Here is a 23,109-nt window from a genome sequence, read left to right on the forward strand (position 1 = left end):
CCGAAGGAGGGCGAGGCAACGCGGCGGGATGCGGACCCTGGGCGTCACCTTGGTGGAGTTGATGATTGCGGTGGCATTGGTCGGCTTGTTGGCCGCCATTGCGGTGCCCAGCTACGAGTCCTATCTGCGCAAGGCCAAGATCGCTGCGGCCAAGAAGGACATTCTGGAAATCAGCCTGCGGCTGGATCGGGTGTTCATGGCCGTGGGCGCCTACCCCGCCAGTCTTGCCGCTTTGGGCAGCGTGCCCCTGGATCCCTGGGGCGCGCCCTACCGATACCTATCCATGGATGGTGCGAAGGTCGGCCAAAAGCGCAAGGACAAGTCCTTGCACCCCCTCAACAGTGATTACGACCTCTACAGCATGGGACCCGATGGCGCCAGCCAGACCCCGCTGACGGCAAAGGCCAGCCGCGATGACATCATCCGTGCCAACAACGGTGGCTTTGTTGGGGTGGCAGAGGATTATTGAATGCGCTGGAGTGCGGCAAGCACCTTTCTGCAAAGCCGCGTGGGACGCAGGCTCTTTGCTGCCTTCTTCTTTCTGGTGGCAGTATTGGTGGGGGCTGTCTCCCTGTTGGCCTACCAACTGACCGATTACATTGTGCGTCAGTCGGCCTCGCAGCTGAGCAGCGAAATGACCAAGGCGGTGGGCATCAACCTGATCGACCGGCTGCGCGCTGCCGAGAGCCTTCTGCGTATCCATGCGCAAAGTCTGGCCGCAGGCACCCCACCGACCGCGCTGAGCGAGCGGATGGCCGTGGTTTTTTCCAATGTGCGCGTGGAAGCTTCGGCCTCGGTATTGCCTGTGGGAAAGGGTGCGTTGGCTTCGCTCCGCGTGCAGGACGGTGATGTGCCAGACACGCCGCCCGCAGTGGAACTGGTGGTGCCGATGGAGCCATGGCGGGTGCACGGCACGCTCAACGCCGAGTACCTGTGGGAAAACGCGCAGTCCGGCACCCATCGGATCTGTTTCTCCGGTGCTGGTTTTGCGCGGCCCTACTGCCAGGGCGTGCAGGAGACAGGCGCGGCGGTGATCCGCAGTGAACGCGAGATCTTCTTCCGCCCGTACCTCGATACGCCTTCCTGGACAGTGACGGCCATGCTGGCACCGAGCGTGGAGCGCCATCTGCCCATCGGGACTGCGGCCCTGGTGGGCAATGTGGCAGGCATCGCCTTTTTGCTGGCCCTGGCCGCCAGTTCGGTCCTGCTGCGCAAGCTGACCCAGCCGCTGGATGCCTTGATGTCGGGAACGCGTGCGATGCAGCGTGGCGATTTCAGCCGCAGGGTGCGCATTGCCGGGCCGCGCAGCGAATTCACCGACTTGGCGGATTCCTTCAACGCCATGACCGAAGAGGTGGGGCATGACCTTCAGTTGTTCCAATTGCTCGCGCAAATGGACCGGGCCATCGTGGACCAGCGCCCCTTTGAGGAGGTAGTGCGGCTGACGCTGGCGCATCTGGACATGGCCGCCTGTGGCGGTGCGGCCTGCGTGGTGCAATGGCCAGACGGTGAGCCATCCCCCTGGGCGCTGGCCCTTCTGCCGGATGGGACGCTGGAACGCCGCCCCGCCACCGCCCCCGGTGGCGGTGGGCACGCCGGGGGGCCTCACACGGAGGCCCTTGCTGGCCAGCCCTGGGTGGACCTGCCGGTGGCGCAGACGCAAACCCAGCGGGTGTGGCTGCGTGTGGCCCGGGTTCCGGTGGCGCCCGAGCGGGCTGTGCGCGAACTGGGCGCCTTTCGCCAGCGGCTGGTCGTGGCACTGCATGCCGAACAGCGCGAGCAGCAATTGCGCGAGCGTGCCACCCGTGACAGCCTGACCGGTTTGCTCAATCGATACGGGCTGGTGGAGACCATCGACCAACTGGCCAGGCAATACGGCGCGCAGGCACAGGACAGCGCCGCGGGCTTTGCCGTGGTGTACATGGACCTGGATGGGTTCAAGGAAATCAACGATGCCTATGGCCACGATGTGGGCGACAGTGTGCTCAAGGAGGTTGCTGCGCGGCTGCTGCATTGCATGGGGGCCAGTGCCTTGGCCATAGGGCGGCCTGCGGGTGACGAATTTGTCTTTGTGCTGCCCGCCGATGCCAGTCGCAGCTATCGCGGCACCATCGATGCCGTCATGCAGGCGGTACGCCAGCCTGTGGTGGTGCCGCCGCGCAAGCTCCATCTGACCGCGAGTTTTGGCATGTCCCTGTTCCCCGAGCATGGCAGCACGCATGCAGACCTGCTCAAGTATGCCGATCTGGCCATGTACAGCGCCAAGAGTTCCGGTCGCCACATGCTGGTGGAGTTCGACCACGCACTCAATGCAGAGCTGGACGAACGCATGCTGCTGCGGCGCGACCTGCGCCATGCGTTGGCAGACGGACAGATGTTTGTGGTGTTCCAGCCGCGCGTGGCGGGTACCCATGGCCAAATCGCGTCGGTCGAGGCCTTGCTGCGCTGGCGTCACCCGGACAAGGGGTTCGTCTCGCCCGAGATCTTCATTGCCCTGGCGGAGGAGTCGGAGTTCATTCTCGAACTGGGGCGCTGGGTGTTGCGCCAGGCCCTTGGGCAATTCCAGCAGTGGCGCAGCATCCCGAACCATCCGGTGCGCCATCTGTCCGTCAATCTTTCACCCTTGCAGTTGGCCGATCCTGCGCTGCCTGCGCAACTGCAGGCCCTGTTGGAGGAGTTCCACATCCAGCCCGGTGAACTGGAACTGGAAATCACCGAGGGCGCGCTCATTCGCGATGTCGATACCGCCGTCGAGCGCCTGGCCGCATTGCGTGCGCTGGGTGTGGCCATTGCGCTGGACGACTTCGGTGTGGGCTACTCGGCCATGAGCTACCTGAGCCAACTGCCGTTCGACACCCTCAAGATCGACAAGAGCTTTGTGTTTGCCTTCGGGGTGGAGCGCCCTGCGCTGGCCATTGCCACCGCCATCGTCGCCTTGGCCAAGGCGCTCGACAAGCGCGTGGTGGCGGAAGGGGTGGAGACCCCCGAGCAGGCGGCACTGCTGCAGGGGCTGGGGGTGGATGAACTGCAGGGCTACCTCTTTGGCAAGCCGCAGACGGCAGCCGAACTGGAAGCCCTTCTGGCCGTCACCCCGCAGCCGTCCCGCACGGCGCCTTAGCCACTTGCCACCCTGGGGTGCCGTGGGTCTCAGCCCAGTTCCGCAATCAGCTCGATCTCGACGCACGCACCCAGCGGAATCTGGGCCACGCCAAAGGCGCTGCGTGCGTGCACACCGGCTTCGCCGAAGACCTGGCCCAGCAGCTCGCTGGCACCGTTGGTCACCAGGTGCTGTTCGGTGAAGTCGCCGGTGGAGTTGACCAGGCTCATCACCTTGACGATGCGCTTGACGCGGTTCAGGTCGCCGCCGCAGGCCGCCTGCAGCGTGCCCATCAGGTCGATGGCCACGGAGCGTGCGGCCAGCTTGCCTTCTTCGGTGCTGATATCGCGGCCAAACTGCGCAGCCCAGGGCTTGCCGTCCTTGCGCGCGATGTGGCCGCTCAGAAACACCAGGTTGCCTGTCTGCACGTAGGGCACGTAGGCTGCGGCGGGCACGCTCACGGGGGGCAGGGTGATGTTCAGTTCGGAAAGCTTGTCGTAAACGCTCATGGGGTACCTCGGGTAAAACAGAACAAAGGGCAATGCCGCTCCAGCGGGGGCGGGCTGCTGGGCATGGTACACAGGCCCGGCCGTGGCGGCACGCCTTTGGGCCGGGCTTTCATGCGGCATTAGCATCTGCGCATGGAGCACTCCGTCGTCCCACCGCACCAGGTCCCTGTGCTTGAGGCCGCCACTGTACCCAGGGCGTGGCACGGCACGGCCCTGTGCGCCGGGGTGGTGGTGGGTGTTCTTGTCCAGTTGCAGCAGCCGCAACTGGGTGCTGCCCCGGTGTACCTGGCGGTGGCTTTGCCGGGACTGCTGTGGTGCATGGTGCAACTGGCGGGTCGGCGCGGGGGGCGCGCCTCCTGGTTCTGGGCCTTGCTGGCGGCGGCCGGCCTGGCGTTTGCCGCCACTGGCCTGCGCGCCCTGCAGCAGCAGGCGCAGCAGCTCGGTGCCGATTTGCAGGGCAAGGACCTGCGCATCGTCGGCACCCTGGCTGCCATGCCCCAGCCCACTTCCAACGGGGTGCGCCTGCGCGTGGCGGTCGAGTCCGCCACGTTCAACGGTCAGCCCGTGCGCCCGCCCGCGCGGGTGGACCTGGGCTGGTACCACGGCGTGCTGCAGGAGTCGGCCGACAGCGCGCAGCCGCAGCGCCTGAGCGGCGACCTGCGTGCGGGCGAGCGCTGGGCGCTCACGGTGCGCCTCAAGCAGCCCCATGGCGCGCGCAACCCGCAGGGGTTTGACTACGAGCTGTGGTTGTGGGAGCAGGGCGTGGGCGCCACCGGCTACGTGCGCGCAGGCCCGCGCGACGAGGTGCCGCAGCGCCTGGCGCACACCTGGCGCCACCCGGTGGAGCGCGTGCGCCAGGCGGTGCGTGACGCCATTTTTGACTACCTGGCCCCCGACGCCACCGATGCGCAGCAGCAGCGCCTGGCGGGTGTGGTGGCGGCCTTGGTCACCGGGGACCAGCGCGCCATCGAGCGCAGCGAGTGGGATCTGTTCCGCACCACCGGCGTGTCCCACCTGATGAGCATCTCGGGCCTGCACATCACGCTGTTTGCCTGGCTCGCCGCTGCGGCGGTGGGGGCTGCCTGGCGCCGCTCGCAGCGCCTGTGCCTGGCGTGGCCTGCACCCTCGGCGGCGCTGGTGGGCGGCTTGCTGCTGGCGGGGCTGTACGCGCTGTTCAGCGGCTGGGGTGTGCCCGCGCAGCGCACGGTGGCCATGTTGACCACGGTGGTGCTGCTGCGCCTGTCGGGGCGGCGCTGGCCCTGGCCGCAGGTGTGGTTGCTGGCTTGCGCGGTGGTGGCGCTGGCCGACCCCTGGGCCTTGCTGCAGCCGGGGTTCTGGCTCAGCTTTGTAGCGGTTGCGGCATTGTTTGCTAGTAATTTAATAGCTGCTGGCGCTTATTCCACGGGCGTTAAAGGCTATTTTGTTGCAATGCTGCGCCAGCAGGCCGTGGTGACGCTGGCGCTCACGCCGCTGGGCCTGCTGTTCTTTGGGCAGGTGTCGCTGGTAGGCATGGTGGCCAACCTGCTGGCCATACCGTGGGTCACGCTGGTGGTCACGCCGCTGGCCTTGGCCGGGGTGCTGTGGGCGCCGCTGTGGCAGGCCGCACTGTGGGCGGTGCAGGGTTTGGTGGCGGTTTTGCAGTGGCTTGCGGCGTGGCCAGCGGCATCGCTGTGGTTGCCTGTGGCGCCCTGGGGGGTGGGCGTGGCGGCGGTGCTGGGCGGCTTGTGGATGGTGCTGCGACTGCCTTGGGCGCTGCGCCTGTTGGGGCTGCCTTTGTTGCTGCCGGTGCTGCTGTGGCAGCCTGCGCGTCCGCTGGAGGGGCAGTTCGATCTGCTGGCTGCCGACGTAGGCCAGGGCAATGCGGTGCTGCTGCGCACGGCCACGCACAGCCTGCTGTACGACACCGGCCCGCGCTACAGCCTGGACAGCGATGCGGGCGACCGCGTACTGGTGCCCTTGCTGCGCGCACAGGGCGAGCGGCTGGACCTGATCATGCTCAGCCACCGCGACAGCGACCACACCGGGGGCGCCGCCGCCGTGCGGGCGCAGCAACCCCAGGCGCGACTGGTGGGCTCTGTGGCCGGTGATGCCGCGCTGCAGGTCCTGGGCGAAATCAGCCCCTGCGTGGCAGGCCAGCAGTGGACCTGGGATGGCGTGCAGTTCGAGCTGCTGCACCCGCCTGCCGCCAGCCCGCCTGAAGGCACCAGACCGGCGCGCAGCAACGCCCTCAGTTGCGTGCTGCGCGTGCGCAGTGCGGGCGGCGCCGTGGCGCTGCTGGCGGGCGACATCGAGGCCGCGCAGGAACAACTGCTGGTGGCCCAGGCAGCGCCACTGCAGGCTGACGTGCTGCTGCTGCCCCACCACGGCAGCAAGACCTCGTCGAGCCCCGCCTTCCTCGATGCCGTGCAGCCGCGCACCGCGCTGGTGCAGGCCGCCTACCGCAGCCGCTTTGGGCACCCGGCCCCTGAAGTGCTGGCACGCCTGCAGGCGCGCGGCATTGCCGTGGTGGAGTCGGCGCGCTGTGGTGCGGCGCTCTGGGCGTCGCACCAGCCCGCCGAGGTGCGCTGCGAGCGCCAAGAGCGCCAGCGCTACTGGCAGCACCGCTGGTAGTCCCCGACGCTGCCGATATGGGGCGGCCCCCCCGCCAGTGCTCCCGCGCAAGGGCCGCCCCGCCGCGCCGGGAGCGTCCCCCCTCTCCCCTGACCCCTCCCCCGCGAGGGGGGGAGGTGATATCCCCTCTCCCCTGGTCGGAGAGGGGCAGGGGGAGAGGGGGCTCCGAAGACGATAAGGGGTGTGTTCTCCATCCTCGATCGCATGCAGCGGGCGTGGCTTCAGCCAGGGCTCCCGCGCAAGGGCCGCCCCGCCGCGCCGGGAGCGTCCCCCCTCCCGAATCGCGCAGCGATTCGAGAGAGGGGGGAAGGCGCGAAGCGACGCAGGGGGGTGTTCTCTATCTTGTGGCCCGCAACTTGCTATCCTGCTGGCAAGGAGGGGCCAGGCCCATGTCCAAGTTCGACGAGATGTACGCCCTGCTGCCGTTCGACGGCAGTGATGTGCGTGAGCACTACAAGCGCTATGCGCACTGGCTGGCGCAGCAGCCCGCGCTGTCCATGCAGTCCCGCCGCGCCGAGGCGGAGATGATCTTCCGGCGCGTGGGCATCACTTTTGCCGTGTACGGCGACAAGGATGAGGAGGGCGTGGGCAGCGAGCGCCTCATTCCGTTTGACCTGGTGCCACGCATCATCCCTGCGGCCGAATGGGCCTGGATGGAGCGCGGCCTGGTGCAGCGCGTGACGGCGCTCAACCGCTTTTTGCACGACCTGTACCACGGTCAGGACATTCTGCGTGCAGGCATCGTGCCCGCCGAGCTGGTGCTGCACAACGCCCAGTACCGCACTCAGATGCAGGGTGCGCCCGTGCCCCACGGTGTGTACGCGCACATTGCGGGCATCGACATCGTGCGTGCCGCCAACGCCCAGGGCGAAGGCCAGTACTACGTGCTGGAAGACAACCTGCGCGTGCCCAGCGGCGTGAGTTACATGCTGGAAAACCGCAAGATGATGATGCGGCTGTTCCCCGAACTGTTCAGCCAGCACGCCGTTGCGCCCGTGGCCCATTACCCCGACCTGTTGCTGGAAACCCTGCGCGCCATGGCGCCGCCCGCTGCCGCTGCGGCGCCCACGGTGGTGGTGCTCACGCCGGGCATGTACAACAGCGCGTACTTCGAGCACGCCTTCCTCGCCCAGCAAATGGGCGTCGAATTGGTGGAAGGGCTGGATCTGGTGGAGCAGGACGATTTCATCTACATGCGCACCACGCGCGGCCTGCGGCGCGTGGACGTGATCTACCGCCGCGTGGACGACGACTTCCTCGATCCGCAGGTTTTCCGCAGCGGCTCCACCCTGGGCTGCGCCGGGCTGATGCGCGCCTACCGTGCGGGCAACGTGGCCCTGTGCAACGCCGTGGGCACGGGCGTGGCGGACGACAAATCGGTCTATCCCTACGTGCCCGAGATGATCCGTTTCTACCTGGGCGAAGAACCCCTCCTGCACAACGTGCCCACCTGGATGTGCCGCAAGCCCGAAGACCTGCAGTACGTGCTGGCCCACCTGAATGAGCTGGTGGTCAAGGAGGTGCACGGCGCCGGGGGCTACGGCATGCTCATCGGCCCGGCCGCGACGCGCGCCGAGATCGAGGACTTCCGCCGCGCCCTCATCGCCGACCCGGCGCGCTACATCGCGCAGCCCACGCTGAGCCTGTCGAGCTGCCCCACCTTCGTGGACAGCGGCCTGGCGCCGCGCCACATCGACCTGCGGCCCTTTGTGCTGTCAGGCACCAAGGTGCAGATGGTGGCGGGCGGCCTCACGCGCGTGGCGCTCAAGGAGGGCTCGCTCGTCGTCAACTCCTCGCAGGGTGGGGGTACCAAGGACACCTGGGTGTTGCAGGAAGAAGGGAGCACGCCATGCTGAGCCGCACCGCTGACCATCTGTTCTGGATGTCGCGTTACACAGAAAGAGCGGAGAACACCGCCCGGATGTTGAACGTGGTCCATGAGACCGCGCTGCTGCCTCAGTCGGCCGAGCGCGCCCAGGAGGGCTGGCTGGGCATGCTCTCGATCAGCGAGTTGATCCCCGCCTACACCGCGCGCCACGGCACCGTTACGCGCGACGGGGTGCTGCACTTCATGGTGCGCGACGGCTCCAACCCCTCGTCCATCCTCTCCTGCCTGCGCGCCGCCCGCGAGAATGCCCGTGCCGTGCGCGGCACGCTCACCAGCGAGGTGTGGGAGACGCAGAACCAGACCTGGCTGGAGGTCAACCGCATGCTGGCCGAGCGCGCCTTCGAGCGCGATCCGGGCCAGTTCTTCGAGTGGGTCAAGTACCGTTCGCACCTCTCGCGCGGTGTGACGCTGGGCACCATGCTGCAGGACGAGGCCTTCCACTTCCTGCGCCTGGGCACTTTCTTGGAGCGTGCCGACAATACTGCGCGTCTGCTGGACGTGAAGTTCCATGCCGTGGAGTCCGAATTCCATGGCTTGGCCCCCGCGCGCGAGCACGAGGCGGACTTCTACCACTGGAGTGCCGTGCTGCGCAGCGTCTCGGCGTTCGAGGTCTATCGCAAGGTGTACCGCGACGCCATCAGCCCCGACCGCGTGGCCGAACTGCTCATTCTGCGCAGGGACATGCCGCGCTCGCTGCACGCCAGCCTGCGCGAGGTGGTGGACAACCTGGCCCAGGTGTCCAACGACCATTCGGCAGAGACACAGCGCCGCGCCGGGCGTCTGCTGGCCGATCTGCAGTACGGCCGCATCGATGAAATCCTGGCCACGGGCCTGCACGCGTTCCTGACGCAGTTTCTGGACCGCGTCAACGACCTGGGCGCGGGCGTCAGCCGCGACTTCCTGGTGCCGGTGTGGTCGTGAGGGCGGCCAGCTTCTGCGGGTTGCGCTGGAAGTAAATGCCACGCACCCGGCCCTGGGGGTCCCATTCCAGGGCGCAGGCCTGTTCCAGCACGCCCTGGGCATTCCACAGCAAGGCGCCTGGGGCGCCGTTCACCCATGCGGGGTGCAGCGCCTGGGCACCGGCATCGCGCTGCCAAGTACGGGCAAACGCCACCAGGGCCTGTGCCACGCGATCGCGCCCGTGCAGCGGCGCCGGTATCGCACAGACCACGCCGCCGCCGTCGCTGCACAGGCCGCGCGGCGTCGCTGCGCCGCCGTGCGGTGTGCGAGCCGCCACCACAGCGCGCAGGCCAGGTGGATGCCCAGCGCGCTCACGCCCACAAAGTAGTACGGGGCAAAAAACCACCCGAAGGGCGCGATATGCAGACCCGCCGCCGCAAAGTGGAAGTTGGTGTCCAGGCCCTGCAGCCAGCGCGCGGCCAGCACCGCGCTGACATGGATGGACAGAAAACTCCCCAGCACCAGGCCGGAGAGCACCTGGATGCGCTCCACCGTCCCCAGCCGCTTGGGCGCGCGCCAGGCACCCCAGGCAGCGCGGCTGCCCGAGGCCGCCTGGCTCAGCACGGCCAACAGCAGCACAGGTTCCACCCACGGGTGGCGGTAAATCCATCGGAGCACCTCCAGCACCTGTTGGTGGGTGGCCACTCCGCCCAGAGCGGTCAGGTGGTTGAGCAGGTGCAGCAGCACGAAAGCCACCAGAACGCGGGCGCCCAGGCGGTGCAGGCGCCGGTGCCAGGGGGTGGCGGGAGGGTGGCCCAGCGGGGGCTGTGCGGGCAGGGTCAGGGGTGGAGGTGTGTTCATACCTTCAGGACGATGCAGCCTGGGCGTTTTTGACATGGGCGGCAGCGGGCGCTGACCACCCTGGGCATAGGGTCACCGGATTTGGCGTTGACAGGGTAAAACGTGTTCCATAAGATAGTAATAAGTTACTCACTTTCGCAATGAGCACACGCAGCAAATACCTTTCGGCGGACGATAGGCGTGCCGCCACCGTCGAGGCGGTGATTGAACTGGCGGCCAACCACGCGCCCGGTGAGATCACGACCACCACGATTGCGCAGCACATGGGGGTGACCCAGGGGGCACTGTTCAAGCACTTTCCCACCAAGGACGCCATTCTGGAGTCGGTGGTGCAGTGGGTGGCCCAGCGGCTCATGTCCCGCATAGACGCCGTGGTGCTGGGGGCGCCGAGCGCCGGCAGCGCCTTGCAGGCCATGTTCATGGCGCACACCGCGTTCGTGAGCGAGCATCCGGGCGTACCGCGCCTGTTGTTCGGGGAACTGCAGCGGGCCGGTTCGACCACGCCCAAGCGCTTGGTGGCCGCACTGCTGCGCGAATATGCCGAGCGCCTGCGCACCTTGCTGGAGCGCGGTCGGGACAGCGGCGAGCTGGATGCGCACGTGGACATCGAGGCTGCCGCCACCCTGTTTGTCGGCTCCATCCAGGGCCTCGTCATCCAGGCCTTGTTTGCGGGGGATGTGCAGGCCATCCAGCGCAACGCGCCCGGAGTGTTCGCCACCTATCTGCGTGGCATTTCCCGAGGTACACCATGAGCAAGCTCCCGCTGAGCCGTCGCGCTTTGTCCATCCTGGCCGTGCTGGTGCCGCTGGCCTTCGTTCTGGGCTATGTGGCCCTGCGTTCCGGGCCCCTGGCGCCTGTGGCCGTCACGGTGGTGCAGGTGGAGTCGAAGGCGTTGCGCCCGTCCCTGTTTGGCGTGGGCACGGTCGAGGCGCGCCAGCTGTACCGCCTGGGGCCGGTGGCGCCGGGGCGCCTGCTGCGCCTGTCGGTGCAGGTGGGCGATACCGTCAAGGCCGGTCAGGTGCTCGGCGAAATGGACCCCGTGGACAGCGATGACCGCCTGCGCTCGCAGCAGGCGCAGGTGCAGCGCGCCGCCGCCGTGGCCGACACCACGGCGCGCCATGCCTTTGCCCAGCAGCAGGCCCGGCGCTACGAGCAACTTTTTGCCGAAAAGGCCACCAGCGAGGAATTGTTGGCCGCACGCCGCCAGGACTTGCAGTTGGCCAGTGCGGCACTGGCGGCGGCACGCGAAGACCAGGCCCGCGCCCAGTCCGATCTGCAGGCACTGCGCACGCAGCGCGCCAGTCTGCGCCTGGTGTCGCCGGTGGACGGCCTGGTTACCGCGCGCGACGCCGAGCCCGGCACCACCCTCGTGGCCGGACAGATGGTCGTCGAGGTGGTCGATCCGACATCGCTCTGGGTCAACACGCGCTTTGACCAGGTCAGTGCCGCAGGCCTGGCGGCGCAGCAGCCCGCGCAGGTGGCGTTGCGCTCGCGCCGGGCGCAGACCTTGGCTGGGCAGGTGCTGCGCCTGGAGCCGCGTGCCGACGCGGTGACCGAGGAGCTGCTGGCCAAGGTGGTTTTTTCCACGGTGCCGCAGCCCCTGCCGCCCATTGGCGAACGCGCCGAGGTGACGGTGGATCTGCCCGAACTGGCGCAGGGGCCTGTCGTTCCCAATGCCGCCGTGCAGCGCCAGGGCACGCAGATCGGCGTATGGGTGGCCCAGGGTGACCGCCTGGACTTTGTGCCGGTGGTGCTGGGGCGTTCGGATCTGGAGGGGCGGGTGCAGGTGCTCAAGGGGCTTGCGCCCGGGGACTCCATCGTGCTCTACAGCGAAAAGGCGCTGACCGCACGTTCGCGCATCCATGTGGTCGAGCGCATCCCTGGAGTGTCCTCGTGATCAGCCTGGCGGGGCGCGACATTGCCCACGCCTGGGGCAAGTTCGTTTTCACCGGCCTGGGCCTGGGCCTGTTGCTGGGCGTGACCTTGGTGATGGCAGGCGTGTACCGTGGCATGGTGGACGATGGCAAGGCCTTGCTGGACAACAGCGGCGCCGATCTCTGGGTGGTGCAGCGTGACACGCTGGGCCCCTATGCCGAGCCGTCGAGCATTCCGGACGACACCGAGCGCGCCCTGCGTGCCATGCCTGGGGTGGCCGAGGCAGCCAATGTGACCTACCTCACCATGCAGGTGCGCCAGGGGGGACGGGACGTGCGCGCGATGGTGGTGGGCATTGTGCCGGGCGATGCCTGGGGCTCGCCGGGCTGGCCACCGGCGCTGGTGGCAGGGCGACGCGTCACGCGTGGCCATTACGAGGCCATGGCCGATGTGGCCACGGGCTTTCGGCTGGGCGACACGCTGCGCATTCGCCGCAACAGCTACACCGTTGTCGGCCTGACGCGCCGCATGGTCTCCTCCAGCGGCGACCCCATGGTGTTCATCCCCCTGAAGGATGCGCAGGAAGCCCAGTTCCTCAAGGACAACGACGCCATCGTGCAGAACCGCCAGCGCACTGCTGCCAACCCGGCATTCAACCGGCCGGGCGTGCCGGGTCTGTTGTCGGCCATCCAGGCATCGCAGACAAGCAGCAACACCGTGAACGCCGTACTCGTTCGCTTGCTTCCCGGCGCCCATGCCGATGAGGTGGCCGATGCCGTGCGCCGCTGGAAGCGCCTGACGGTCTATACCCGCGCCGAGATGGAAGGCATCCTGATCGGCAAGCTCATCGCCACCTCGGCCAAGCAGATCGGCATGTTTTTGGTCATCCTGGCGGCGGTCAGTGCGGCCATCGTGGCCTTCATCATCTACACCCTGACCATGGACAAGATCCGCGAGATCGCGGTGCTCAAGCTCATCGGCACGCGCAACCGCACCATTGCCTCCATGATTCTTCAGCAGGCCCTGGCGCTGGGGCTCATCGGGTTTGCGGTGGGCAAGATCACGGCCACCTTTGCCGCGCCACTGTTTCCCAAATACGTGTTGCTGGTGCCGCAGGATTCGCTGGCCGGGCTGGCCATCGTGCTGGTGATTTGCGCGCTCGCCAGCGTGATCGCCATCCGCATGGCCTTGCGCGTGGACCCGGCCGAGGCCATTGGAGGATGACATGAACGGCAACGGCAACGGCATCCGCATCGAAGGCCTGCGCAAGCGCTACGGCAGCGGGGACACGGCGGTGGATGCGCTCAAGGGCGTGAACATGCAGGTCGCTCCGGGCGAAGTGGTGGGCCTCATCGGCCCTTCGGGCTCGGGCAAGAGCACACTGCTCAAATGCCTGGGCGCCGTGATCGACCCCACCGCCGGGCGCATGACGCTTGGCCAGGAGGTCATCTACGACGAGGGCTGGAAGGTGGACGACCTGCGGGCCCTGCGGCGCGACCGCATCGGCTTTGTCTTCCAGGCACCGTACCTGATCCCTTTTCTGGACGTGACCGACAACGTCGCGCTGCTGCCCATGCTGGCGGGCATGCCCAACGCCCAGGCGCGCTCGCGCGCGCTGGAACTGCTCAAGGCGCTGGACGTGCAGCACCGTGCCAAGGCCATGCCCTCGCAGCTTTCGGGGGGCGAGCAGCAGCGCGTGGCCATTGCGCGTGGCCTGGTCAACCACCCGCCGGTGATCCTGGCCGACGAGCCCACGGCACCGCTGGACAGCGAGCGCGCGATGGCCGTGGTGCGCATCCTCAACGACATGGCGCAGCGCTACCAGACGGCCGTCATCGTGGTCACACACGACGAAAAAATCATCCCTACCTTCCGGCGGATTTACCACATCCGTGACGGCGTCACGCACGAAGAAGCGGGCGAAGGCCGCAGCATCGAAGCCGCATGACGATCCCTGCGCATCCACAAGGATTTAGGCCCATGCAACAACCCCTCCGTTCTGCCCTGGGGGCACTGACAGCCGCGCTGGCGCTGGTCGGTTGCGCATCGGCGCCGCCCTACGAGGCCCCGCCGCTTCCCTCTGTGGCGGGCTACACCGTCAGTCCGCTGGCCGTTCCCACCGCATCCGCCCCAGGTCTGCATGGCCTGGCGCAGCAATGGGTGGAGGACGCCGTGGAGGGCGCATGGTGGAGGTCACTGGGTTGCGGCGCACTCGATGCACTGGTGGACGAGGCCCTGAACGCCAGCCCCACACTGGCCGCAGCCCAGGCCGTGCTGGCCCAGTCGCGCGAGTTGTACGCTGCCCAGGCTGGCGCCACGCAACTGCCCCAGTTGGATCTGGGCCTGGGCGCGCAGCGCCAGCAGATCAGCCCCAGCGCCCAGGGTCTGGCAGGCGATACGCGCGAGTTCAGCCTGTATGGTGCCAGCGTGGGCGTGCGCTACCGCTTCGATATGGGTGGTGGCATCGACAGCAGCCTGCGCGCAGCGGCAGCACGCGCCGATGTGCGGCAACATGAGCTGGCAGCGGCGCGCCACGCCCTGGCGGCCAACCTGGCCACTGCCGCCATCACACGCGCCCGGCTGGCGGCCCAGATCGAATCGCTGTCGGCGATCCTGCGCACCCAGCAATCCCTGGTCGATCTTGCCCAGGTGCGTACGCGCCTGGGCCATGCGGCCCCCGACGAAGTGAGCGTCCTCACGGCCCAGGCAGAGCAGACCCGCGCCGCGCTGCCCCCCCTGCGCAAGCAATTGCAGCAGACCGAGCACCTGCTGGCGGTGCTGGCCGGACGCCCCCCGGGGCAGGGTGTGCCGGTCTTCACACTGGAAGACTTCCGCTTGCCTGAGCGCCTGCCGGTCACCGTGCCTTCCGAGTGGGCACGCCGCCGGCCCGACATCCAGGCGGCCGAAGCGGCGCTGCGGGCCGCACATGGCGATCTGGGCGTTGCCATCGCGCGGCAATACCCCCAGTTCACCCTGAGCGCCAGCCTGGGCAGCCAGGCTCTGACGACGACCGCCCTGTTCGGTGGCGGCGCAGCGGTCTGGAGCGTGCTGGGTCAGATCAGCCAGCCCCTGTTCAATGCCAGCCTGCCTGCAGAGCGGCGCGCAGCGCAGGCCGCGCTGGAGGCCGCCACCGCCAGCTATCAGCGCGTGGTGCTTGAGGCGCTGCGCAACGTGGCCGACGCGCTCAGCGCCGTGGAGCAGGATGCGCAGACCCTGGCGGCCCTGGCGCGCAGCGCCCAGGCCGCCCAGGAGCAACACCGCGTGGCTGTCAGCCAGCACAGGGCCGGTGTCGCCAGCCCCGTGCAGTTGCTTGTGGCAGACCAGCTGCTTCTTCAGGCGCGCAACAACCTGGCCGCTGCTCAGGCGCAGCGTTTGTTGGATACCGTGGCGCTGGGGGCTGCGTTGGCAGGTGAAACCGTGCTTGGGCAGAACCCGCAAGTCCCCCTTCGGCACCCACAGGAATGACGATGACAGCCTTTCGCCACGCCCCGCGCCAAGTCGCCATTTGCGGACGGGTTGCGGTGGCCGGGCTTATTTGCGTACACCGGCGCCCGGCCCGGTGATCTCAGCGCCTTCAGGCCGCAGAGGACTGGACCGCAACCCATGGGTTGATGGGGGTGAGTGGATGGCGATCACTCACCCATTTGCGATTGCAGATAGTTCTGCACGCCCACGCGGCCGATCAGGTCGATCTGGGTTTCCAGGTAGTCGATGTGGGCTTCGGTGTCGTTCAGGATGCGCTGCAGCAGGTCGCGCGAGACATAGTCCTGCACTGCCTCGCAGTGCGCCATGCCCGCCTTGACGGTGGCCTGGGCGCCTTGTTCGGCACGCAGGTCGCAGGCCAGAATCTCGGGCACGTCTTCGCCGATCTGCAGCTTGCCCAGGTCCTGCAGGTTGGGCAGGCCGTCGAGCTGCAGGATGCGGGTCATCAGCCAGTCGGCGTGCTTCATTTCGCCGATGGATTCGTCATGCTCCTTCTTGGCCAGCTTGCCAAAACCCCAGTGCTCCAAGATGCGGTAGTGCATGAAGTACTGGTTGATGGCGGTCAGCTCGTTCTTGAGCTGGGCCTGCAGGTGGGCAATGACTTGGGGGTCGCCTTTCATGGTGGGCTCCTGTGGTGCTGAGGGGGCTTGAAAAACACGCAGCGTATGCCATTTTTGCGTGGGCTGCATGTAGGGCGCGGCAATCGATCGCACGGAGTCGCTGTAAATAGTTAAAAACCATCAAAACAATCGAATCAATCGATTGGTCAAATGCAGCCTGTAGCGCCATACTTCGTCCTGTGTTCAGTTCTAACCTCTCTACAAAGGAAGCAACCATGTCCCTGATCAACACCCAAGTCCAGCCCTTCAAGACCCAGGCTTTCCACAACGGCAAGTTCATCGAGGTGACGGAACAGTCCTTCAAGGGCAAGTGGTCCGTGGTGATCTTCATGCCCGCCGCCTTCACCTTCAACTGCCCCACCGAAGTGGAAGACGCCGCCGAACACTACGCCGAGTTCCAGAAGGCTGGCACCGAGGTGTACATCGTCACGACCGACACCCACTTCTCGCACAAGGTGTGGCACGAAACCTCCCCCGCCGTGGGCAAGGCCCAATTCCCCCTGGTGGGCGACCCCACGCACCAGCTGACCAACGCCTTTGACGTGCATATCGCTGAAGAAGGCCTGGCACTGCGCGGCACCTTCATCATCAATCCCGATGGCGTGATCAAGACCATGGAAGTGCATTCCAACGAAATCGCCCGTGATGTGAAGGAAACCCTGCGCAAGCTCAAGGCAGCCCAGTACACGGCAGCGCATCCTGGCGAAGTCTGCCCCGCCAAGTGGAACGAAGGCGCAAAGACCATCGCCCCCTCGCTCGACCTGGTCGGCAAGATCTAAGGCATCGCCACCCCGTCAGTCGCACTGACCACGACGCCCGGGTGCCTGGCGCCCGGGCTTTTTTACGCCCATAAATCGAAATTTCAGGAGTTTTGCCATGCTCGACGACAACCTCAAAGCCCAGTTGAAAGCCTACCTGGAGCGCCTGCAGCGCCCCGTGGAACTGGTCGCCACGCTGGACGACAGCGCCACGTCGAACGAGCTGCGCGAGCTGCTGGACGACATCCGCGCCCAGTCGGACAAGATCACCGTGGTCGAAAAGAACGACCTGGACGTGCGCAAGCCCTCGTTCCTCATCACCAACCCCGGCACGGACAGCGGCGTGCGCTTCGCCGGCGTGCCCCTGGGCCATGAATTCACCTCCCTCGTGCTGGCGCTGCTGCATGTGGGCGGCCACCCCTCCAAGGAGGCGGCCGACCTGCTGGAGCAGATCCGCGCGCTGGACGGCGACTTCCACTTCGAGACCTATTACTCCCTGAGCTGCCACAACTGCCCCGACGTGGTGCAGGCGCTCAACCTCATGAGCGCGCTCAACCCGCGCATCACCCACACCGCCATCGACGGCGGCCTGTTCCAGGGCGAGATCGAGGCGCGCGAAATCATGGGCGTGCCCACCGTGTTCCTCAACGGCGAGCGCTTTGCCCAGGGCCGCATGGAGCTGGCCGAGATCGTCGGCAAGATCGACAAGGGCGCCGCCGCTAAGGACGCCGCCAAGCTCAACGCCAAGGACGCGTTCGACGTGCTCATCGTCGGCGGTGGCCCCGCGGGCGCCGCTGCCGCCGTGTACGCGGCGCGCAAGGGCATCCGCACCGGCGTGGCGGCCGAGCGCTTCGGCGGCCAGGTGCTCGACACCGTGGACATCGAGAACTACATCTCCATCAGCAAGACCGAAGGCCCGCAGTTCGCCGCCGCGCTGGAGCGCCATGTGCGCGACTACGAGGTGGACATCATGAACCTGCAGCGCGCCAAGGCGTTGAAGCCTGCCACCACCGAGGGCGGCCTGATCGAGGTCGAGCTGGAAAGCGGCGCCACGCTGCGCGGCAAGACCGTGATCCTGTCCACCGGCGCGCGCTGGCGCAACATGAACGTGCCCGGCGAGGAGCAGTACCGCACCAAGGGCGTGACCTACTGCCCACACTGCGACGGCCCGCTGTTCAAGGGCAAGCGCGTGGCGGTGATCGGCGGCGGCAACTCGGGCATCGAGGCCGCCATCGACCTGGCGGGCGTGGTGGCGCATGTGACGGTGCTTGAATTCGCCCCTGAACTGAAGGCCGACGCCGTGCTGCAGCGCAAGCTCAAGAGCCTGCCCAACGTGGACGTCATCCTCAACGCCCAGACCACCGAGGTCAACGGCGACGGCCACAAGGTCACCGGCATCACCTACAAGGACCGCGTGGGCGGCGAGGTGAAGCAGATCGCGCTTGAAGGCATCTTTGTGCAGATCGGCCTGCTGCCCAACACCGACTGGCTCAAGGGCACGGTGGAGCTGTCGAAGTTCGGCGAGATCGTGGTGGACGCCAAGGGCCACACCAGCGTGCCCGGCGTGTTTGCCGCCGGCGACTGCACCACGGTGCCTTACAAGCAGATCATCATTGCCGCGGGGGCGGGCGCCACGGCCGCGCTGAGCGCCTTCGACCACCTGATCCGCAGCACGGCACCGGCCTGAACCTGGGGGAGCCACGGGGGGCCGCGGGGCGTTGGACGCTGTATGCTTACCCGGTGAGCGTGCCCAGACACGCCCTACCGGAGACGCCCCTTTGACCGTCCGTACACCCAAGCCCCAGGACGGGGCCGCCACGCCCCCTCCGCGCCACACCCAGTTGCGCGACCGTGAACTGCAGCGCCGCCGCAGCGCCATGCTGTCGGCCGTGCGCACGCTCATCCGCAAGGGCGGCGTGCAGGCGGTGACCATGCGCTCCGTGGCCGATGCGATCGGTGCATCGACCACCATGGTCTATTCCTTGTTTCCCGACAAGGCCGCGCTCATCTCGCATGCGCTGGAGCGCGACTTTGTGCAGCTCTCGCGCCGCCTGCTCGATGCAGCGGGCACCTCGGGCACGGCGGCTGAACGGCTGCGCCGTGTGTCGCACGCCTATGCCAGCCACGCGCTGGAGCACCCGTTGCAGTACCGGCTGCTGTTCATGGAGCAGCGGCCGTTGACCACCATTGAAAACTCCGGCATCGAATACGGCAACCTGTCCGAAGACGCCTACGCCTTGCTCTGCGGCCTGGTGCAGGCCTTGGCCAGCGAACAGGGCCGCGATCTGTCGGCGCAGGAAATCCAGACTGCCGCGCAAATCATCTGGGAGGGCGTGCATGGAACGGTCGCCCTGCGCCTGAGCACCGACAAAGACCCCTGGTTCCAGCGCCTGGCGCTGGATGCGCACCTGGACATCCTGCTGGACGTCCTGCTGGCGGGCGTTGCCACGCGCTGGGCATCCCTTCCGGCAGGGGCGCCAAATAGTGGAAAAAATACCAACAAGCGCCCACCAGCAAAGCGCAAGTAGCTATTGAATTCATAGCTAATCCCTGGTCGCTGCCCCCTTGGTGCTGGCGCCTGGGTGGTGGCTGGCGCCCGATGTCATGGAGCGGTGCCGTGGGGCGGGCACAATGGGCGGATACCCGTGCCTCCAAGTCGAAGGGATTCCCGCTCCATGGCCATCCAATGGAAAAACTGGGCCAGCACCGCCGCCGTGGTGGCCGGTGCCGCGCTGTTGCTGACGCTCTGGGCGCCCTGGCGCTCCAATGGCCCGCCCGAGGGTCTGGTCAGCGGCAATGGCCGCATCGAGGCCACTGAAATCGCCGTGGCGGGCAAGCTGGCCGGGCGCCTGCAGGAGGTGCGCGTGCGCGAGGGCGACTTCGTGCAGGCCGGGCAGGTGCTGGCGCGCCTGCAGGTCGAAGGCCTGCAGGCCCAGCACGACGAGGCCCGCGCCCGTCTGCAGCAGGCCCACCAGGCCGTGGCCACCGCCCAGGTACAGGTGGCGCAGGCCCAGGGCAACCACCAGGCCGCGCTGGCGCAGGTGGTGCAGCGCGAAACCGACCTGCAATCCGCCCGCCGCCGCCTGCCGCGCACCGAGCAACTGGCGCGCGACGGCTTTTTGTCCGACCAGGTGCTGGAGGACGAACACGCCAAGCTGCGCAACCTGGAGGCCGCGCTGGCCGCCGCCCGCGCCCAGGCCCGTGCCGCCGAGGCGGGCGTGGCCGCAGCGCGCACCCAGGTGCCTGCCGCGCAGGCCAACGTGCAGGCCATGGAAGCCACGCTGCAGCGCATTGCTGTGGAGCTGGCCGACAGCGAGCTCAAGGCCCCGCGCGATGGGCGCGTGCAGTTCCTCATTGCCCACCCCGGCGAAATCGTGGCGGCCGGTGGGCGTGTGCTGCAGCTCATCGACCTGGCCGACGTGTACATGACCTTCTTCCTGCCCGAAACCGTGGCGGGTCGTGTGGCGCTGGGCAGCGAGGTGCGCATCGTGCTCGACGCTGCGCCGCAGTACGTCATCCCGGCGCGCGTGTCCTTCGTGGCCAGCACCGCGCAATTCACCCCCAAGACGGTGGAAACCGCCAGCGAACGCCAGAAGCTCATGTTCCGCGTGCGCGCGCAGATCGACCGCGAGCTGTTGCTGCGCCATATCGAGCAGGTCAAGACCGGCCTGCCCGGCGTGGCCTGGGTGCGCATCGACCCGCAGGCCCCCTGGCCTGAACGCCTGGCCCTGCCGCGCCAGCCGTGAGCACACAGCCGCCGCCCGCCAGACACGTCGCCCAACTGCGCGGCGTGGGCCTGCGCTATGGCGCGGTCAGCGCGTTGGAGGGTATCGGCCTCGACCTGCCCGCCGGGTGCATGGTGGGCGTGATCGGGCCCGACGGCGTGGGCAAGTCCAGCCTGCTGGCGCTGCTGTCCGGCGCGCGCGCCGTGCAGGTGGGCAGCGTGCAGGTGCTGGACGGCGACATGGCGCGTGCCGCGCATCGCAAGAACGTGTGCCCGCGCATTGCCTACATGCCCCAGGGCCTGGGCAAGAACCTGTACCCCACGCTCTCGGTCGAAGAAAACCTGCAGTTCTTTGCCCGCCTGTTCGGCCACGGCGCGGCCGAGCGGCGCACGCGCATCGATGCGCTCACCCGCGCCACCGGGCTGCACCCTTTCCTGGCGCGGCCTGCAGGCAAGCTCTCGGGCGGCATGAAGCAAAAGCTCGGCCTGTGCTGCGCGCTCATCCACGACCCCGACCTGCTCATCCTCGACGAGCCCACCACCGGCGTGGACCCGCTGGCGCGCGCCCAGTTCTGGGAGCTGATCGCCCACATACGCAGCCAACGCCCCGGCATGAGCGTGGTGGTGGCCACCGCCTACATGGACGAAGCCCAGCGCTTTGACTGGCTGGTGGCCATGGACGGCGGGCGCGTGCTGGCCGAAGGCACGCCTGCCGCGTTGCTGCAGCGCACCGGGGCCCAGGACCTGGAGGCCGCCTTCATCGCCCTGCTGCCCGAGGAGCGGCGCCGCGGCCACCAGCCCGTGCAGCACCAGCCGCTGCCCGACGGTGCCGAGCACGCCGTGGCGATCGAGGCGCACGGCCTGACCATGCGCTTTGGCGACTTCACCGCCGTCGATAGCGTGAGCCTGCGCATCCGGCGCGGTGAGATCTTTGGCTTCCTCGGCTCCAACGGCTGCGGCAAGACCACCACCATGAAAATGCTCACCGGCCTGCTGCCCGCCAGCGCAGGCCAGGCGCTGCTGTTCGGCCACGCCGTGGACCCGCGCGATATGGACACGCGCAAACGCGTGGGCTACATGTCGCAAGGCTTCTCGCTCTACACCGAGCTGAGCGTGCGCCAGAACCTGGTGCTGCACGCACGCCTGTTCCACGTGCCCGAGGCCCAGGTGCCCGAGCGCGTGGCGCACATGGCGCAGCGCTTTGGCCTGCAGGACGGGATGGACGCGCTGCCCGACAAGCTGCCGCTGGGCATGCGCCAGCGCCTGTCGCTGGCTGTGGCCATGGTGCACCAGCCCGAGCTGCTGATCCTGGACGAGCCCACCTCGGGCGTGGACCCGATCGCGCGCGACAGCTTCTGGCGCCTGATGATCGAGCTCTCGCGCCGCGACGGAGTGACCATCTTCATCTCCACCCACTTCATGAACGAGGCCGAGCGCTGCGACCGCATCTCGCTCATGCACGCGGGCAAGGTGCTGGCCAGCGACACACCGCAGGCCATCGTGCAGGCCCACGGCGCGGCCACGCTGGAGCAGGCCTTCATCGACTGCCTGGTGCAGGCTGGTGGCGCGGCGGCATCGGCCACGCCCGCGCAGTCCGCCGCCGAGCCCGGTGCCGACACCCCTGCGCCTGTACCAAGGCCCCCGCGCGATGGCCGCTGGCGCCGCAGCCTGCGGCGCCTGTACAGCTACGCCTGGCGCGAGGCGCTGGAGCTGCAGCGCGATTCCGTGCGCGGCGCGCTGGCGCTGCTGGGCTCGCTGCTGCTGATGTTTGTGATGGGCTACGGCATCAGCATGGACGTGGAAGACCTGCGCTTTGCCGTGCTCGACCACGACCAGACCAGCCTGAGCCGCGACTACGCGCTGCAACTGGCAGGCTCGCGCTACTTTCAGGAACAGCCCCCGCTGCGCGACGACGCCGACATGGACCGGCGCCTGCGCAGCGGCGACATCACGCTGGCGCTGGAAATCCCGCCCGGCTTTGCGCGCAGCGTGCAGCGCGGCGAGCGAGCCGAGATCGGTGCCTTCATCGACGGCGCCATGCCCCAGCGCGCCGAAACCGTGGCGGGCTACGTGCAGGGCATGCACCAGTACTGGCTGGTGCAGAAGATCACCGAGGCCACCGGCGCCGCGCCCGCAGGCCTGGTCAACGTGGAAACGCGCTTTCGCTACAACCCCGACATCAAGAGCCTGCCGGCCATGGTGCCCGCCGTCATCCCTATGCTGCTGCTCATGCTGCCGGCCATGCTCACGGCGCTGGCCGTGGTGCGCGAGAAGGAGCTGGGCTCCATCATCAACTTCTACGTCACGCCCACCACGCGCACCGAGTTCATGCTGGGCAAGCAGTTGCCCTACCTGCTGTTGTCGCTGCTCAACTTCGCCATGATGGTGCTGCTGGCCGTCACCGTGTTCGACGTGCCGCTCACCGGCAGCCTGGCCGCGCTCACGGTGGCCATGGTGCTGTTCTCGCTCAGTGCCACGGGCCTGGGGCTCATGGCCTCGGCCCTGGTGCGCAGCCAGCTTGCGGCCATGTTCTTCACCATGATCGGCACCATGCTGCCGGCCATCCAGTTCGGCGGGCTCATCAACCCCGTGTCCTCGCTCGAAGGGGCAGGGCGCTGGATTGGCGAAATCTACCCCGCCAGCCACATGTTCACCATCAGCCGCGGCGTGTTCAACAAGGCGCTGGGCTTTGCCGACCTCGGCGCCTCGTTCGGGCCGCTGCTGCTGGCGCCCGTGGTCATCCTGGGCCTGGCCATTGCGCTGCTGCGCAAACAGGAGCGTTAG

General features: G+C 67.8%; 19 protein-coding genes. 15 read left to right on the forward strand and 4 right to left on the reverse strand.

Annotated features, from left to right (window positions below):
- Window positions 1-28: 28 nt before the first annotated feature.
- Both GWK50_RS20010 and GWK50_RS05525 read left to right on the forward strand, forming a co-directional pair.
- Complete coding sequence (locus tag GWK50_RS20010; RefSeq protein WP_162015676.1) at window positions 29-469, forward strand: prepilin-type N-terminal cleavage/methylation domain-containing protein; 441 nt, start codon at window positions 29-31, stop codon at window positions 467-469.
- Entirely contained in the window at window positions 470-3,118 is a 2,649-nt protein-coding gene (locus tag GWK50_RS05525) for an EAL domain-containing protein (protein WP_162015677.1), read from the forward strand.
- A gap of 29 nt (window positions 3,119-3,147) precedes the next feature.
- On the opposite strand, the gene GWK50_RS05530 is transcribed toward GWK50_RS05525, so the two are convergent.
- Window positions 3,148-3,606 (reverse strand): RidA family protein, encoded by a 459-nt coding sequence (locus GWK50_RS05530; RefSeq protein WP_162015678.1) that lies wholly within the window; start codon window positions 3,604-3,606, stop codon window positions 3,148-3,150.
- A gap of 132 nt (window positions 3,607-3,738) precedes the next feature.
- Between GWK50_RS05530 and GWK50_RS05535 the strand changes: the two genes are divergently transcribed.
- The 3 genes from GWK50_RS05535 (at window position 3,739) to GWK50_RS05545 (ending at window position 9,025) form a co-directional block, all read left to right on the forward strand.
- Window positions 3,739-6,216: a DNA internalization-related competence protein ComEC/Rec2 gene (locus GWK50_RS05535; RefSeq protein ID WP_162015679.1), complete on the forward strand. Its 2,478-nt coding sequence runs from the start codon at window positions 3,739-3,741 to the stop codon at window positions 6,214-6,216.
- Between the two features lie 389 nt (window positions 6,217-6,605).
- Window positions 6,606-8,072, forward strand: a complete 1,467-nt coding sequence (locus tag GWK50_RS05540) for a circularly permuted type 2 ATP-grasp protein (RefSeq protein ID WP_162015680.1) — start codon at window positions 6,606-6,608, stop codon at window positions 8,070-8,072.
- Entirely contained in the window at window positions 8,066-9,025 is a 960-nt protein-coding gene (locus GWK50_RS05545) for an alpha-E domain-containing protein (protein WP_162015681.1), read from the forward strand. The genes GWK50_RS05540 and GWK50_RS05545 overlap by 7 nt, the downstream gene beginning before the upstream one ends.
- On the opposite strand, the gene GWK50_RS05550 is transcribed toward GWK50_RS05545, so the two are convergent.
- Both GWK50_RS05550 and GWK50_RS05555 read right to left on the reverse strand, forming a co-directional pair.
- Window positions 8,991-9,158, reverse strand: a complete 168-nt coding sequence (locus GWK50_RS05550; RefSeq protein ID WP_162015682.1) for a hypothetical protein — start codon at window positions 9,156-9,158, stop codon at window positions 8,991-8,993. The two genes, GWK50_RS05545 and GWK50_RS05550, sit on opposite strands and share 35 nt — an antisense overlap.
- Entirely contained in the window at window positions 9,155-9,865 is a 711-nt protein-coding gene (locus tag GWK50_RS05555; RefSeq protein WP_162015683.1) for a hypothetical protein, read from the reverse strand. Before GWK50_RS05555 ends, GWK50_RS05550 begins: the two co-directional genes overlap by 4 nt.
- Window positions 9,866-10,005: 140 nt before the next feature.
- Here GWK50_RS05555 and GWK50_RS05560 point away from each other — a divergent pair, with 140 nt between their 5' ends.
- Genes GWK50_RS05560 through GWK50_RS05580 form a run of 5 tightly spaced genes read left to right on the forward strand, consistent with a single transcriptional unit; the run spans window position 10,006 to window position 15,205 of the window.
- Window positions 10,006-10,617: a TetR/AcrR family transcriptional regulator gene (locus tag GWK50_RS05560; protein ID WP_162015684.1), complete on the forward strand. Its 612-nt coding sequence runs from the start codon at window positions 10,006-10,008 to the stop codon at window positions 10,615-10,617.
- On the forward strand, window positions 10,614-11,762 hold the full coding sequence (locus GWK50_RS05565; protein WP_162015685.1) for an efflux RND transporter periplasmic adaptor subunit: 1,149 nt from the start codon (window positions 10,614-10,616) through the stop codon (window positions 11,760-11,762). The genes GWK50_RS05560 and GWK50_RS05565 overlap by 4 nt, the downstream gene beginning before the upstream one ends.
- Window positions 11,759-12,964, forward strand: coding sequence for an ABC transporter permease (locus GWK50_RS05570; RefSeq protein ID WP_162015686.1), 1,206 nt, complete (start codon window positions 11,759-11,761; stop codon window positions 12,962-12,964). Before GWK50_RS05565 ends, GWK50_RS05570 begins: the two co-directional genes overlap by 4 nt.
- 1 nt (window position 12,965) lies before the next feature.
- Complete coding sequence (locus GWK50_RS05575; RefSeq protein WP_162015687.1) at window positions 12,966-13,688, forward strand: ABC transporter ATP-binding protein; 723 nt, start codon at window positions 12,966-12,968, stop codon at window positions 13,686-13,688.
- Between the two features lie 32 nt (window positions 13,689-13,720).
- Window positions 13,721-15,205: an efflux transporter outer membrane subunit gene (locus tag GWK50_RS05580; protein WP_242455298.1), complete on the forward strand. Its 1,485-nt coding sequence runs from the start codon at window positions 13,721-13,723 to the stop codon at window positions 15,203-15,205.
- A 167-nt stretch (window positions 15,206-15,372) separates the two neighbouring features.
- Here GWK50_RS05580 and bfr read toward each other — a convergent pair whose 3' ends face one another.
- Entirely contained in the window at window positions 15,373-15,843 is a 471-nt protein-coding gene (gene bfr / locus GWK50_RS05585; protein ID WP_162015689.1) for a bacterioferritin, read from the reverse strand.
- A 215-nt stretch (window positions 15,844-16,058) separates the two neighbouring features.
- On the opposite strand from bfr, the gene ahpC reads away from it, so the two are divergent.
- The 5 genes from ahpC (at window position 16,059) to rbbA (ending at window position 23,109) form a co-directional block, all read left to right on the forward strand.
- On the forward strand, window positions 16,059-16,622 hold the full coding sequence (ahpC, locus tag GWK50_RS05590) for an alkyl hydroperoxide reductase subunit C (RefSeq protein WP_162015690.1): 564 nt from the start codon (window positions 16,059-16,061) through the stop codon (window positions 16,620-16,622).
- A 97-nt stretch (window positions 16,623-16,719) separates the two neighbouring features.
- Window positions 16,720-18,288 carry an alkyl hydroperoxide reductase subunit F gene (gene ahpF / locus GWK50_RS05595; protein WP_162015691.1) on the forward strand — a complete coding sequence of 523 codons (1,569 nt, stop codon included), beginning with the start codon at window positions 16,720-16,722 and terminating at the stop codon, window positions 18,286-18,288.
- Between the two features lie 91 nt (window positions 18,289-18,379).
- Entirely contained in the window at window positions 18,380-19,129 is a 750-nt protein-coding gene (locus tag GWK50_RS05600) for a TetR/AcrR family transcriptional regulator (protein WP_162015692.1), read from the forward strand.
- 147 nt (window positions 19,130-19,276) lie between these two features.
- The gene (locus tag GWK50_RS05605; protein WP_162015693.1) at window positions 19,277-20,347 is read left to right on the forward strand and encodes an HlyD family efflux transporter periplasmic adaptor subunit; all 1,071 of its coding nucleotides are present in this window, start codon (window positions 19,277-19,279) and stop codon (window positions 20,345-20,347) included.
- The gene (gene rbbA / locus GWK50_RS05610) at window positions 20,344-23,109 is read left to right on the forward strand and encodes a ribosome-associated ATPase/putative transporter RbbA (protein WP_162015694.1); all 2,766 of its coding nucleotides are present in this window, start codon (window positions 20,344-20,346) and stop codon (window positions 23,107-23,109) included. The genes GWK50_RS05605 and rbbA overlap by 4 nt, the downstream gene beginning before the upstream one ends.

The organism is Acidovorax sp. 210-6, from assembly GCF_010020825.1.
In the GTDB taxonomy this organism is placed as follows: Bacteria; Pseudomonadota; Gammaproteobacteria; order Burkholderiales; family Burkholderiaceae_C; genus Simplicispira; species Simplicispira sedimenti.

What these genes read in the sequence shown, in the direction of transcription:
- GWK50_RS05525 (WP_162015677.1), top strand. Translation starts at nt 470, where the DNA reads ATGCGCTGGAGTGCGGCAAGCACCTTTCTGCAAAGCCGCGTGGGACGC.
- GWK50_RS05555 (WP_162015683.1), bottom strand. Translation starts at nt 9,865, where the DNA reads ATGAACACACCTCCACCCCTGACCCTGCCCGCACAGCCCCCGCTGGGC.
- GWK50_RS05605 (WP_162015693.1), top strand. Translation starts at nt 19,277, where the DNA reads ATGGCCATCCAATGGAAAAACTGGGCCAGCACCGCCGCCGTGGTGGCC.
- GWK50_RS05565 (WP_162015685.1), top strand. Translation starts at nt 10,614, where the DNA reads ATGAGCAAGCTCCCGCTGAGCCGTCGCGCTTTGTCCATCCTGGCCGTG.
- GWK50_RS05560 (WP_162015684.1), top strand. Translation starts at nt 10,006, where the DNA reads ATGAGCACACGCAGCAAATACCTTTCGGCGGACGATAGGCGTGCCGCC.
- GWK50_RS05540 (WP_162015680.1), top strand. Translation starts at nt 6,606, where the DNA reads ATGTCCAAGTTCGACGAGATGTACGCCCTGCTGCCGTTCGACGGCAGT.
- GWK50_RS05530 (WP_162015678.1), bottom strand. Translation starts at nt 3,606, where the DNA reads ATGAGCGTTTACGACAAGCTTTCCGAACTGAACATCACCCTGCCCCCC.
- GWK50_RS05580 (WP_242455298.1), top strand. Translation starts at nt 13,721, where the DNA reads ATGCAACAACCCCTCCGTTCTGCCCTGGGGGCACTGACAGCCGCGCTG.
- GWK50_RS20010 (WP_162015676.1), top strand. Translation starts at nt 29, where the DNA reads ATGCGGACCCTGGGCGTCACCTTGGTGGAGTTGATGATTGCGGTGGCA.
- bfr (WP_162015689.1), bottom strand. Translation starts at nt 15,843, where the DNA reads ATGAAAGGCGACCCCCAAGTCATTGCCCACCTGCAGGCCCAGCTCAAG.
- GWK50_RS05545 (WP_162015681.1), top strand. Translation starts at nt 8,066, where the DNA reads ATGCTGAGCCGCACCGCTGACCATCTGTTCTGGATGTCGCGTTACACA.
- GWK50_RS05535 (WP_162015679.1), top strand. Translation starts at nt 3,739, where the DNA reads ATGGAGCACTCCGTCGTCCCACCGCACCAGGTCCCTGTGCTTGAGGCC.
- ahpF (WP_162015691.1), top strand. Translation starts at nt 16,720, where the DNA reads ATGCTCGACGACAACCTCAAAGCCCAGTTGAAAGCCTACCTGGAGCGC.
- GWK50_RS05575 (WP_162015687.1), top strand. Translation starts at nt 12,966, where the DNA reads ATGAACGGCAACGGCAACGGCATCCGCATCGAAGGCCTGCGCAAGCGC.
- ahpC (WP_162015690.1), top strand. Translation starts at nt 16,059, where the DNA reads ATGTCCCTGATCAACACCCAAGTCCAGCCCTTCAAGACCCAGGCTTTC.